At 36.4% G+C, this 14,105-nt stretch carries 11 protein-coding genes; 5 read left to right on the top strand and 6 right to left on the bottom strand.

The genetic code is table 11. The annotated features are described in order from the left end of the window. Positions 1-2: 2 nt before the first annotated feature. Together CCAND38_RS09250 and CCAND38_RS09245 are read left to right on the top strand one after the other, a co-directional pair. A complete protein-coding gene (locus CCAND38_RS09250) occupies positions 3-395 on the top strand; it encodes a GntR family transcriptional regulator (RefSeq protein WP_042344991.1) in 393 nt (130 codons plus the stop codon). Then, positions 382-1,080, top strand: a complete 699-nt coding sequence (locus CCAND38_RS09245; RefSeq protein ID WP_042344990.1) for a hypothetical protein — start codon at positions 382-384, stop codon at positions 1,078-1,080. The genes CCAND38_RS09250 and CCAND38_RS09245 overlap by 14 nt, the downstream gene beginning before the upstream one ends. 739 nt (positions 1,081-1,819) lie before the next feature. On the opposite strand, the gene lipA is transcribed toward CCAND38_RS09245, so the two are convergent. Further along, positions 1,820-2,704 (bottom strand): lipoyl synthase, encoded by an 885-nt coding sequence (gene lipA, locus CCAND38_RS09240; RefSeq protein ID WP_042008607.1) that lies wholly within the window; start codon positions 2,702-2,704, stop codon positions 1,820-1,822. Between the two features lie 322 nt (positions 2,705-3,026). Then, positions 3,027-3,551 carry an azurin gene (gene azu / locus CCAND38_RS09235; RefSeq protein ID WP_042008605.1) on the bottom strand — a complete coding sequence of 175 codons (525 nt, stop codon included), beginning with the start codon at positions 3,549-3,551 and terminating at the stop codon, positions 3,027-3,029. A 727-nt stretch (positions 3,552-4,278) separates the two neighbouring features. On the opposite strand from azu, the gene CCAND38_RS12140 reads away from it, so the two are divergent. Beyond that, positions 4,279-4,413 carry a hypothetical protein gene (locus tag CCAND38_RS12140; protein ID WP_262481947.1) on the top strand — a complete coding sequence of 45 codons (135 nt, stop codon included), beginning with the start codon at positions 4,279-4,281 and terminating at the stop codon, positions 4,411-4,413. Between the two features lie 353 nt (positions 4,414-4,766). Next, the gene (locus tag CCAND38_RS09225; protein WP_042344987.1) at positions 4,767-5,552 is read left to right on the top strand and encodes a Cof-type HAD-IIB family hydrolase; all 786 of its coding nucleotides are present in this window, start codon (positions 4,767-4,769) and stop codon (positions 5,550-5,552) included. A gap of 15 nt (positions 5,553-5,567) precedes the next feature. Here the strand turns inward: CCAND38_RS09225 and CCAND38_RS09220 are convergent, their stop codons facing one another. Genes CCAND38_RS09220 through pncB form a run of 4 tightly spaced genes read right to left on the bottom strand, consistent with a single transcriptional unit; the run spans position 5,568 to position 8,285 of the window. After that, positions 5,568-6,233 carry a carbonic anhydrase gene (locus tag CCAND38_RS09220; RefSeq protein WP_042008600.1) on the bottom strand — a complete coding sequence of 222 codons (666 nt, stop codon included), beginning with the start codon at positions 6,231-6,233 and terminating at the stop codon, positions 5,568-5,570. 23 nt (positions 6,234-6,256) lie between these two features. Continuing rightward, positions 6,257-6,790, bottom strand: coding sequence for a DUF8465 domain-containing protein (locus tag CCAND38_RS09215; protein WP_042344986.1), 534 nt, complete (start codon positions 6,788-6,790; stop codon positions 6,257-6,259). 26 nt (positions 6,791-6,816) lie between these two features. Continuing rightward, entirely contained in the window at positions 6,817-7,083 is a 267-nt protein-coding gene (locus tag CCAND38_RS11400; RefSeq protein ID WP_052458218.1) for a hypothetical protein, read from the bottom strand. Positions 7,084-7,100: 17 nt separating this feature from the next. Next, positions 7,101-8,285 carry a nicotinate phosphoribosyltransferase gene (pncB, locus tag CCAND38_RS09205; RefSeq protein ID WP_042008596.1) on the bottom strand — a complete coding sequence of 395 codons (1,185 nt, stop codon included), beginning with the start codon at positions 8,283-8,285 and terminating at the stop codon, positions 7,101-7,103. 378 nt (positions 8,286-8,663) lie between these two features. Between pncB and CCAND38_RS09200 the strand changes: the two genes are divergently transcribed. Further along, positions 8,664-14,105 (top strand): HYR domain-containing protein (locus CCAND38_RS09200; RefSeq protein WP_042344985.1); only part of this gene is annotated, 5,442 nt, incomplete at its 3' end.

Genomic DNA, 14,105 nt, shown 5'->3' with positions numbered 1-14,105 from the left:
CTATGGAAATTAGAGATACTGGACGAGCCATTTATTTACAAATAGCAGAATTTGTCTGCAAGAAAATTCTGTTAGATGAATGGCTCCCTGAAACTAAAATACCGAGTGTTAGAGAGTTAGCAGTACAATTGACTGTAAACCCCAATACAGTAGCTCGAAGTTACGAAGTACTAAAAACTAACGGAATTATCATCGATAAGCGAGGGATTGGCTACTTCGTTGAAAAAGAAGGAAAGCAACAAGCTAAAAACTTCCGACAAGCGGATTTTCTTGAGAATGAATTACCTACTTTTTTCAACACATTGCACACTTTGGGAATAGAACTAAATGATTTAGAACCTAAATTTCAAGTATTTAAACAACAATTAAAAACTAAACAAGATGAAAACCAGTAATAAAATTCTTATGGGACTTGGAGTAACGCTATTGCTATTTCCTGTTTTTTTGACACTGCTCAAAAATGTAGAAAATAAAAAAGCTCCGAAAGTATTCAATAAATACACTTATGACTATGTTCCTGAAAAGTTACTACCTTTCAAACATCTGAAAGTTGTAGGAAGTTATCACAACATGCAATTAGCATTCGCATCCTCGGATTCTGCCTTTGCGTTCGTTCCTCAGGACAAATCAGCTCCCCGACCTAAATTTATCCATCATCAGGATACACTTATAGTTTCTTATGAGAATATAAAAACAGAAAAAAACTTGGAATACACTTATTTCTTTCAAGTTCACACCCCTGATTTACAGTCATTAACATTAGATAAAAGCAACTTTACGCTAGATGCCTACCCTTCCGTAGAAAACGTTTCGTTGGACATATGTATGAACGAATCTCATATCACATTACAACAAGAACGAAAAACAAAAGATTATAAAAATATAACTATTGAAGGTACGAAAAGTACTATCTTAGTAGATACTCCAACAAAAGTTGAAAATATGCACATTACATTATCGGGAAAATCGTTCTTAATGGTCAAACATCTTGACATTGATAATTTTTCAGCTACTGTCAGTTCGGAAACAACTGTCAAGGCTACCGAAAGTTTAAATGATTTTATTCAAATAAAGACTTGATTATAATTCACGCAATGGGTGGAATTGTGTTTAAAAACTGTGTAAAATATTGTGAGTTATGAACTTACTAAGGGTTGTAGTGGAATTAGTTTCGCTATAACTCTTGTTTTATATCCAAAACGAATAAAAAATGTCAAGCATATAATCTAACCATATTGTAAAAAATGAGACAAGAAATGGTGAGCAACGCTTTCGATTTATGTATCATTAGACTCAAACAAACGAACGCCATTTCAGAGTTTTTTGTTATAACAGGTTACGCTTAGCTACTTGCTATAGCATCAGTTTTTTACTTAATACATTTACCTATTTTCAAGACAATGGAAACTATCATGCATCAATCACTTAGAAGCTGTTTTACGTATTTAAAAGAAAAGTTAGTTCTATACAGATAGCTTCGTTCTGAGATTAAAAGAAGTTTGTAAAGAGGTTCTTTTAAAAATACAAAAATCAAGGGTGTAATACCGTTTATTCATAGTGTTCTTCCGTAGATTTAATAAAAAAGTATGTTTAAAAAACACTCTTAAAACCATTGTTTTGAACATTGATTATATTTCTAACGAATTACTCCTCAGTATTGCTTACTCTCTCTTCTAACTAATGTGGTAAGTGTAAAAAGAATAGCCGGATGAAAAAGAAACTATTCTTTATAACTTTTCAATTATTTGAAATACAGTATTTTGTATTTTTTTGAAGGGATGTCAGTAGCTCTTTCCTGCTTAGTTTAATTATATGATTCTTATAAAACATGTTTATGAGCTCTGTACGAAGAGCGTACTAAAGCACCACTTTCCACATGACGGAAACCTAATGATTCGCCTATTTGTTTAAATTTCGCAAACTGGTCAGGTGTAATAAATTGTTTTACAGGTAAATGTTTTTTTGAAGGTTGTAAGTATTGTCCAATTGTAACTATATCCACATTTGCTGCTTTCAAATCGTGTAACGTTTCGATTACTTCTTCTTCCGTTTCGCCTAATCCCAACATAATTCCAGATTTTGTGCGATGAGCTCCACTGCTTTTAAGATATTTAAGTACCTCCAAACTGCGGTCATATTTTGCTTGAATACGTACCTCACGTGTTAATCGTCGAACTGTTTCCATGTTGTGTGAAATTACTTCGGGAGCTACGGCTACGATACGATCAATATTCTTTTCTACGCCTTGGAAATCAGGGATTAAGGTTTCTAAAGTAGTTTTTGGACTCATTCTTCGGATGGCTTTTACGGTCTCTGCCCATAGGATGCTACCCATATCTTTCAAATCGTCTCTATCCACGGAGGTAATAACGGCATGTGTTATGTTCATCAATTTGATTGAACGTGCCACTTTTTCTGGTTCTTCCCAATCCAAAGAATCAGGACGTCCTGTTTTTACGCCACAAAACCCGCAAGAACGTGTACATATATTTCCTAAAATCATAAACGTAGCCGTTCCTTCACCCCAACATTCTCCCATGTTTGGGCAACTTCCTGAGGTACAGATGGTATTAAGACTGTATTTATCAACTAACCCTCGAAGTTCAGTATATTTTTTTCCTGTGGGAAGTTTCACACGAATCCATTTCGGTTTGCCTTTTGGCGGAAGTACATTGTTTTCTACTGTCATTGTTTCGGCACTCATAAAGTTATTCTCTTATGGAAATAATGCCCAAAAGTACACTTTTTTTGGAAATTGACAAAATAGTATCGGTTATTTACAAATAAAAGAAACTGTCCGAAAAGTTATAATCTTGTTGTGATATTTTCAGTATACCTGTATATGCACTTAACGAATAACTCCTTACTGTTTTGCATGAAAGAAGAATTTATAAGTTAAAAAAACATATAAACGTATCTTGAATGTAACAAGAAAACCTTGCCTCGTCAGCCAGATCAAATGGCTGAATCTTGCAATTGTTTACTTTTCGGACAGCGCCCTAAATGTGTGTTATTTAATAAGTAAATTATTCAACAATGAATTTACCTTTCATCATAGCTGCGTGAGCAGGGAACGAGCAGATAAAATCATACGTTCCAGCTTCAGGAGCGTCAAAAGTGATAGTAGTTTCTTCTCCACCGCCAATTACTTTTGTGTGTGCAATTACAGCATCACTTCCCGCAGGAACATAGTCACTATCCTTTGCTTTCAATGCTTCAGCTGCAAAAGCCGCCACGTCAGTGCCTTGTTTTAGCAATACAAAATTGTGTCCCATAACCGTTACAGGCATTTTACCAACGTGTTTTAAGGTTAATGTAACCTTTTCTCCTGCTTTTGCCTTAATTTCAGAAAGGTTGAACGTCATTTGATCCGTACCTTCCAAAACAATTGTCCCATTTTCAACATGTTTAGCTGTAGAATTTGAAGGTGTTTCAGGAGCTACATGCTCGTGATTGTGAGTTACAGAAGACTCCTCTTTTTTCTTTGTTTCTGTGTTTCCGCAAGAAACTGCCAATGCCCCCATAAGAGCTACCAATAATACTTTTTTCATTTGAGATAGAATTTAACGTTAAAATTTAGGTACAAAGATAATGATTTTTTTTGATATACCAAAAGTAATTTATTTTAATTCTAAATTGCGTATTAAGCTACCAAGCGTCAAAATTTTTATAAGGAAGCAAGGCATCTATCATTTTCTTTTTTGGTTTACTTCTTAATAAATAAAATTTTTGAATATACATAGATGAACGAACCTAATAGAGGAAACGCACAAATCAAAAAAGCAAAAGTCACTTTCTGTCTTTTATCCAATTGCACATTCTTGATTAAACCAAATAATGTATATACGATAAAAACAACACATATGGTTAGTATAACGATTGGCATAATACAAATTGGTCGTGTTTTTTTTAAAAATATGATGACATAAAAAACTGACAATCAAGGAAAAATGTAGTGATTTTATTGAAAGCAAATAACAATTAAATTCCACATCCCAATTGTCAACACACAAATGTAGTAAAAAAAAGCGGAAAAAAATCTACGAAAAACAAAAATATCTTTGTAAAAACAGCAAACGCCAATTCATCGGCGACCATAATTCTGACCTACATTCGTACATCCTTACCAAAATTCTCTTGCTTTTGGCAAGAAGTGTATTTATTTTTTCATGTTGCTGAAATTGAATATGTTATTATTAAAAAAAGTGCTGTCTGTTTTGGCGAATTTTAATTAAGAAATCAAACTAAAACAAAGTAAATACAAATCTTTATAAATTGATGAAACCTAACGAAGTGGCTTGGTGTAGCCAACTTTGGACTTTTGTAGGAAAAAAGAAAAATAAAAAAGGTGATTTACGTATGTTTTCCTCAAACAAAGGAAGTGATTGTGTGGGATTTAGATACATAGCTTGAGGCAAAAACTAAAACCTTTCTTTAATATTTTTTTGTGTCAAATTGACGTTAAAACTCATAAAATCAAATTCTTTTCAAAAATAAGGTGGAATCCCGATTCGCATTTTCCTGAAAGTCATTTAAGTTTTAAAAGTTGATTCTTCCCCATTTGCTCAAATGTAGAAAATATAGTACCTTTGGCTATGGATAACTCCGAAAATTTATTTGATTTTTAGTGACAAAGTGCTTATTTATAATTAGTTATCTGTTTTTTGTGCTTGTTTTATGAAAATCAATGATTCATATTAATTCTTGACGAAGTGTTGATAATAATATACCTCGAAATATAGTATATTTACAAAAAAAAATAAATGATGATAAAATTAATTGTATCCGATATTGACGGAACTTTGGTCAATAAATTCAAAGAAATTCCACCTCTTTTTTGGGAAGTTTTTAAATTGATTCAACAAAAAGATATACGATTTTGTGCGGCAAGTGGACGACAAATACAGAGTTTAGAGCAGTTGTTTGCACCGATTCAACAACAGATAGCTTTTGCTTCTGACAACGGTGCTTTGGTTAAATATCAAGATAAAGTGTTGCACGAAAATTCAATTGAAAAAACTTTGTTGAAGCCAATTTTAGAAACTTGTGAATCCATAGAGGGGATTGCGGTGGCTCTTTGTGGTAAAAGAAAGGCTTATGTGAAAACAGAAAATATCCGACTTTACGAGGAAATTTATCTTCATTATCCAGCTATTGAACATGTTACAGATTTTAATATGGTAGATGATGACATATTGAAAGTGACTGTTTGTGATGAAAAAGGTTCACAACAGAATTCGTACCCTAAATTGAAAATTTATGAATGTGATTTTAAAGTGGTTATATCAGGGGATATGTGGCTTGACATTACAGCCAAGGAGGTAAATAAAGGGGTTGCTGTGTCTATTTTACAAAAAATGTGGGGAATTCTTCCAGAAGAAACCTTGGTTTTTGGCGATCAGATGAACGATGTTGAAATGATGGCACAAGCTAAATTCAGTTATGCGATGAAAAATGCACATGAAGAAGTAAAGAAAATAGCTTCTTTCATTACCGACTATGATAACAATGATAGTGGAGTTCCTTGGAAAATATTAGAGTTAATTAGTTGATATATTGTGTTTTAATTATTTTTTGTGTTGCATCATCCATTTGCAATTGGTCAAATCATAGATTTTTTGGATGTCTTTCATAATCCGTTTGTAGTCAATTTGAAGGTCGATTAGATTGCCATTTTTCAGATCAAAAACCCATCCATGAACAATTGGATACTCTTCAATGATATATCGCTCTTGCACACACGCCATTTTGATGACATTTATGCACTGTTCTTGTACGTTGAGTTCCACCAAACGATCGTAGCGAAGTTGTTCATCATCAATGCGATCCAGTTCAACTTGATGTAAACGATAAACATCACGAATGTTTCTTAGCCAAGGGTTTAGCAATCCCATGTTTTGTGGAATCATTGCAGCTTTCACTCCGCCACATTCATAATGCCCACAGACAATAATATGTTTAACTCTCAGATGCTCAACCGCGTACTGAATCACAGCAGCTACATTCATGTCAATATTGTTAACGATATTTCCTACGTTTCGATGTACAAAAACTTCGCCTGGTTTCATCCCCATAAGTTCTTCTGCCGTAACACGACTGTCGGAACAGCCAATGTACAGATAATCAGGGTTTTGAGTTTCTGCTAATTCTTTAAAAAAGCTCGGGTTTTCCTTCAGTTTTTTTTCTACCCATTTTTTGTTGTTTTTGAAAATATCGTCATATGAATTTAGCATCTGTTTTTGGTTTTAAGCTATTGTTAATTAGCGTTTTGAAAAATATACACTTCCGTAGCTCCAATGCCATATTTTGCATACTCTGCATCGTAGAATTTTACGGGGTATCTTCCTAATAAATATTCCAATTCTGTACGTAGAACACCTTCGCCCACACCATGGATGAAAACTACTCTCTGAATACGTTTTTCAATAGCAAATTCCAGTTGCCGACGAGCCGTTTCTAGTTGTAGGGTAAGCATGTCGTGGTTAGTCATATTTTTGGTGGAATTGGTGAGTTGGTGAATGTGCAAATCTACTTCCATTGGTGGGATTTTTTTATCTTTCCGTGGAATGATTTTTTTCTTTTTTTCGATATTCTTAGCTAGAAAATCATGATTCATATCTGAAATAGGTACGCGAATCATGTTGTTTTCATTGATTTTTACCAATTCCGAAAGTAGAAATATCAATTCAAAGCCATCAGTAGTTAAAATTGTAGCTTCTTGATCTTTAATTTTAACGATTTTTCCCCGAATAGTATCGTCTAAAACTTCTATGTGGTCACCTATATTCAATTTTTAGCTAATCTTATTCTGTTCGTTTATTTCTTTTCTTGTTGTTGCTGTGTTTCGGTCTTTACCTCACTCTCTATTTTAGAGTGAGGGTAGGGTATGGTTTTTTCTTTCTGAGGCATAGGGTAGGGATCAGACGTTTTTGAATTCAATTTTCTTGAAATATTGTAAATTCCAAACATCAGTAAAGCCATCCCTCCGATGAGCAGAAGCTGTTCGTAACCCTTAAAAAATGAACGTGTAAATGCCATCGTAGCACCGAGTGCCATCAGTAAATAAATCCACTTATTTTTCATAGTGATTTCATTTTTAATTATTTAATTTGAAGTAGCTCTTTAGCTAATTCAATCATTCTCGGGTCGCCCGTATGTTTGTTAGGTTCATCAGATAGTTTTACAGTCGATACCCATTCGTTATCACGTGTCAATACTTCCGTAAGTTTCATTACGATGTTCATCGGTCGAAGTCCTACGTCATTGGTTAAGTTTGTTCCAATTCCAAATGAAATTCCGATTTTTCCTTTACATGCTTCAGCGATTGATTTTACTTTCTCTGGATTGAGTCCGTCGGAAAAAATAATGTATTTCGACAGAGGATTAATGCCGAATTTTTTGTAGTGTTCAATGGTTTTTTCAGCAAAAACAATAGGGTCGCCACTGTCGTGTCGTACACCGTCAAAGAGTTTACTGAATTTTTTATCGAATTGTTTGAAAAATACATCCGTAGTGTAAGTGTCTGAAAGAGCAATGCCTAAGTCGCCACGGAAAACATCTACCCAATGTTCCAATGAAAGGGCGTTGGACATTTTGTAGCCATATTCAGCGGCATGGAACATAAACCATTCATGAGCGTGTGTACCAATAGGTTTCACTTGGTATTTCATAGCCAAATGTACGTTACTTGAACCTGAAAAGTTGTATTTTTGTGATTTAGTAAGCGTTTGCATAACCAAGTTATGTACATAGTACGAATGGCGCCGACGTGTTCCAAATTCTGCAAAAACAACGCCTAAATTCTCGTAGAATTTTACCTTTTCGATGGTGTTTTCAATGATTTGACCATCGCTCCATTGTGTGGCATTCGTCAATTTGTAGTACAGTTCGCTAACCATTGCCAACAAAGGCACTTCCCAAAGAATGGTACGATACCAAAGTCCTTCTACTTCCATTTGAAAATCGCTACCGTTTTGGGTGATTTTTACTTCTGAAGGGTCATACCTATATCCCTCTAAAAAGTCAATGTACGCAGGGTTGAGGTATGGGCATGATGCTTTCAAAAAAGCCTTTTCTTCTTTGGTAAGTTTCAATTGAGACATTTGATTTACAGATTGTTGCATCGCTTGAGCAAAACCCTCTGGAAATTCATGTTTGCCACGATTGATGAATTTGTATCGTCCTTTAGTGTTAGGAAATAGCTTAACGACAGCACACTGCATCGTGAATTTGTAGAAATCGTTATCTAAGATGGAGTTAAAAACTCGGTAATTTTCTTGCGACATATTTTTATGTATATATAATATTAATATGGTGTAATTTAATGAAATGTAGTAGACTCCCAGCAAAGATATACAAATAATTTAGAATAAGCAAAAAACTATTTTCTGTTTCGTTAAAATGGAAAGATTGAATGTTAAAAAAAAGGTCAGCTACGTTAAAAATAGAAAGGGCTTTCTGTTGATGAATATCAGTTTTTGTGGTGTCAAAATTGTTTTTAATTCAATGAAAATCAGAAATAGGTGTGAATTTAATGTGTTTTGTGGACTAATTTATGATTTTTTTTCTTGTAAGATTGTCAGTTGGTAGAAATATTTTTTTTGTAATTCTGAATTTTACATATAACTTTGTGTGCTTAATTGTTTCAATATTATATCATATTTATGAATAGATTTTTACTAACAATTGTTTTATTGTTCACAGCATTTATCGCTAAGTCACAGGAATTGAATGACTTCACGGTTACGCCTGAGTTAGGCGATTGCTATTCGGACTCAAAACTAAAAGTCAGTTTAGGGGCGGGGAATTATGCCCCAGCACAATTGACCGTAGAACTTCAGCAACCATCTGTTCCAGGAGTCCCGCCTACTAAAACACAGGAGTTTACTTCTTCTGAACATATTTTTGGGTCATTGCAACCTGGGGTGTACACCGTTACAGTCATCAATGAAAATGGTTGGGTGCGATCTCAGCCTAAAACTGTAACTATAGCTGTTACTTACACCAGTACAGAGTTGATAAAATGGAAGATAACACCTCCGTCTTGTAATAATAATAATGATGCCAAGGTGGCTTTTACCATTGTTAGAAACACAGGGAAAGGACCTAGTTTTGCTGTGTCAATCACGGATTTGTCAGGAAATGTGCTTGTTCCTGCACAGATTTTTACACGGACGAGTGCAAATTCCGACTTAAACATTACAGTACAAGGGAATGCTACACACCCATTGGCTGAAAATCAACCAGTGTTTGTCAATGTTCAGGATATGACAGGTACAACGCCTAACTGTGAGCTTCGTAGGGAACGTGTAACCATTCCTGCCGTTGACTTAGCAGTGAATTGCGTTAAAATTGTGAAAATGGATGGGCAATCCCGTATTCAAACCAATATGGATTGTAAACGCCGAATCTCTTTCCGAATTCGAAGAGAAGATGATGGAAATATGGCTCCTGTACATAAATATATAAGGGAGAATTCGGGAGTAGCCATTGTAAAGCGTACTAAAAGAGATGCTTCGGGGAATGTCGTTGAACAGGCTGAGTATGATATCACCTCTTCATTTAGCGCTGGTTACAATGTTGTACAAGAATATAACTCTTTTGTCTCAGACTATGTGTTTGAGGATGGTGATGAGATTGAGGTTACTGTAAACATTGGTACAGAGCCTATTCAAGAAAAATTTGTATTAACCCCAATGGATCCAATGTACTTACGGACAGTGGGAGGAGGTCCTCCTATTGGAATGGCTAACTATTCTCATTTGGATGAGTTATGTCAAAATCGGAAATTGCTATACGTAGCTCCTTACTATCAGAAAGTAGAATTTCCTAATGCTGCAAATCCTGCCGATCCTGCAGGGTATCACAAGTATGAATGGTATCAAGATTTAGGACTGTTTTTGACAGATGATGAGTTGTACAATCAAGGTAAGGAGGGGTACTACTTTGAGATTTATAAGTGGGAAGGTACAGGATCTGCAAATATTGACGCTACAACAGGATGGAGACGAAAGACACAAGTTGCTATTCCTATAGGGCATCCTTTGTACATGCCTCATGATGTAGAATCAACTCTTGTATGGAATAGCCGTCATGACGTTGTTGATGTGACAAATATAGGTGAAGGTCATTATAAAGTGGTGTACAAAAAAACAGGTTCGCAATCATGTTATGCTCCACAAGGTATGCTAAGTTTCCAATCTTCAGCACAGATTAAGATACAGGATTTTTTTAATTCGTTATATGTGGGTAGAGGATTGTTTGAAAATACCGTATCGTTCAGAAGATGGATTTCAGCGGTAAGTTTTAACTATCCTTTAACAGTGACTATTGAACCTATTTCTGTTCCAGGGGCGACTCCAGCAATTCCTCCTGGAGGAACTTATACCATGACTTTTAACACTTCCTTGCCGCTTGACAATGGCGTGGAGCATCAGCGAAGTATTGTTTTTCCTGTGAAAAAGACAATTCTTAATGAAGCGGTTGTAAACAACAACGTCATGTATGGGGATTTTCCTAAAGGAATTTATAGAATTACAGTAGAAGACCGATGTGGAGATACGTATAGTAGAGAGATTAATTTTGATGAAGGAATGACACTGGGAGAAAATTACGTAAAGCCAGTGTTAGGTTGTGAAGCCTCTGAAATTGAATACTCTATGGGAAGTAATCTTCGTAGAGGATCTGTACTTTGGGCTCCTATTATCCTGGAAAAGAAAAATGCTAATGGAACCTATAGATGGATTACATCACAGCGGTTGGATATGAATGCTCCAAAAGGAAAATTTACAGGACTGGAGCCAGGAGAGTACCGCGTCCGAGCCTATAGTTTTTCTTATGACAAACATGCCGTGTGGAAAAGAAGTGGTTCAAACTATATTCTGGAACCTCTGGCTCCTACCAATGTTATGGGAGTGGCAGGATATACATTGATTCCTGAATATGCCAATTCGCTACGTCCTAATGGTCAAGAGATTCACCGAGGGTCGGTACTGCAAGTGGAGATCGAGAAAGAATTGAAGATTGCTAAAACGGAGCCTCTGCAAGTGAATGCCTCAGGAACTTCCTGTGGAACAGCTGCTGGAACAGGTATGGCAATCGTTTATGTTCAAAACAGAGAGCATATTCGCTATCCTTTAACTTTCGCTCTTTACAAACAAGATGGTACAGAAGTGGCGTCTGCTACATATGATGCTGATTCAGAGGTAGATAGTCATGTATTTAGGAATTTACCCGATGGAGATTATATAGTTAAATTGAGTCATGAGTGTACGGTGAGTAATTATGATGTTCGTGTAAAAGCGGATACATATGCTCCTCCGAGAATTATTGTTGCTCCACAGAGTCAAAATCCTTGTAACGGAGATGTAGTCAAATTGACTTTTAGTGGCTCAGAGGTATTGTTCAATATTGAATGGTTTAAAATTAAAACAGATGGTTCTCTTGAAAGCATAGGAACCGGAGCTACTATCACTCAAACGGTAATGACAAGTACACAGTTTCAGGCAGAATACACCTTAAAAGATACTTCAATCTGTGGTGTTGCTGTAGGCTTAACCCCTCCTGTAACTGTAGCTTTCATTCCTGACACAACAGCTCCAGTAATTTCAGGGTGTCCAACGTCACCCATTGTAGTAAATGCCTCAGCTAATTCGTGTGATGCGATTGTGACTTGGGGAACAGTAACTGCTACCGATACTTGTGGGCTCACATACACGCAAACCCATCAGAGCGGTGATAGGTTCACGATTGGAGTCCATACCGTAACCTATGTTTTCACCGATACTTCAGGGAATACAAGTACTTGCACTTTCAATGTGGAGGTTAAATCAAATGCTTTAGCGTTAGACATCCAAGCTGATTATATTGATGGTAATGGAAATGTATTGAATCGTAAGTTAGCATTGAATGAGGGCTTCCAATATAAAATAGTATATAAAAATGTGGGATTAGATGATTTGGCAACCGCCACTTTGACAGTCGACTTTTCAGCTAATCCATATATTAATATAGGTGTTCCAACCTATCAACCTACAACTTTGCCCCAGACGCCAACTTACACCAATGTTGGTAGGGTTTACACGTTTGTGTTGCCAAAAGAGATATTAAAAGGTAATAGTGGCGATAGAGTTATCTATATTCCACTTACGATGAATGCAACTTATGCAGAAATCGGAGCGCCTTGTATGAATATGTTTGGAGCTAAGTATCGAATTGAATATCAAAGAGATAATCAGTTGTGTGCTGCGGGAATACAAACTAAAACGGGAGTTAATCCGATCCAAATTTCAACGAAAAATGACATTCGTTCGGAGTTATTCTGTGTTGGTTCTTCGTTAGAATTGAAAGCAAAACCTGGTTTTACTTCCTACAAATGGTTCAAGAATGGAGTAGAGATTCCATCAGCAACAGGAAGTTCCTATATAGCCACAGAAGCAGCGGAGTACATGGTGGAGAAAACCACGGTCTGTTCAGATCCTACCCTTGGAGGTAACATTACGGTAACATGTCAGGAAATTATTCGTTTTGAGTCGTTTAGCTCAAATTTAACGGCTGATCCTATCAGAGCATTGGCAAACGGAGGTGCTACTTGTGGCGCCGATGGACGTTGGACGAGTCATTTCATCCTATGTAATGAACCTTCCAAAGTGATTACCGTAAATTTCCGCGATTCGAACATTCAGTGGCAACGCTTTAGAGCAACCTGTTCACCGCCAAATGATGGCAGATGTCAGAACTATGATAACGATTGTTGGGAAGCTATTCCGGGAGCTACAGGAAGTTCTTTTACAGTTAATGCTGCTGGACGCTACCGATTGAAAGTTTCTTCAGCCAATGGCTGTGAAGCTCACTATTATTTTGAGGTGTTTATGAACGGATTGTCAGGGGAAGTTGTACAACCTGTGGGGCATATTACCAACTATCAACCTGGACATTTCAATGTGAAGATGGCTACCGAGGGCGTAATTTATCAATATACAATTAAAGATCCGAATGGACAGACGTATCTGGATAGTAGTAATGCTGCTAATATTATAACTTACGACCAATATAACGGAGGTCATGACATTACAGTAAGAGGAATTTCAGTTCCTGGAACTTATACTATTGAAGTGAAATCAGGAAGTATAGCTAATTGTTCAACAATATTGAGAGCAACAGTTGAAGAACGAAAAAATCTGACAACTACAGCAACGGTGCTTTCATGGAGTGACTGTAATAATGTAAAAGTTCGCTTCGGGGCACAAGGAGGAAAAGCACCGTATCGCTTCGCTATATGGAAAATAGATGGGGTACAACGTTATCCTGATTACACTTCTATTCCTGATACAGCATTCATTGCTACCATTCCAGAGGGAAGTGTGCAAGTGGATCAAGATGTACATGTTACTCAGCTGGGAAGATATATTTTCGTTGTAAAAGACGCAAATGGAGCCTATGCCGAGACGGTTTCTCCAGGGGAAATGATTAGACCAGAGGGGATTACGGACTATGCTATTAATGTGAAAAACGTAGCTTGTGGAGACACTTCAGGAGTTGTTTCCGTAACGTTTACAACAGCACATCCTCAAGACATAATCACACGATTACATCGTTTACAAAGTGGAACTCGGGTGCAAACATTTGAGAACGCTTCTGGAATCTATGCTCAGGGAATTGTACAAGGGAAATATGAACTAGAAGTTATTATCACACAAGGTTCAAGAGTTTGTACGTATGTCAATCCAATTGAAATAGGAGAAGATGAAAATACGTTGAAAGCTTTTGCTGGGGTGGTGGAAGACAAATCGTGCGACACTACCAATTCACCAAAACGATACAAAGTTCATATTAATAACGTCAGCGGAGGAACTGGTACGGGCTATATGTATAAGTCAGAAGGTGGTAGCTATACAACTTCAAATGTTGTATATTTATCCGGTTCAGGAAATGTGTATGTGAGAGATAGTGCTAAATGTGAAATTGCAATTCCTGTTACGATAACAGATATTCCATCTCCAGAAGTTAATGTTAGCACCGTGATGTACAGTTGTTTAGGTAAAGGTACATTCACTGTAACAGCCTCTCCTGCGGGTACGTATGAGTACGAAGTGGTAGGGGGGGGG

The organism is Capnocytophaga canis, assembly GCF_000827555.1.
Lineage (GTDB): Bacteria > Bacteroidota > Bacteroidia > Flavobacteriales > Flavobacteriaceae > Capnocytophaga > Capnocytophaga canis.
The sequence above is the reverse complement of the archived record's forward strand: the minus strand, read 5'-3'. Positions and strand labels throughout refer to the sequence as shown.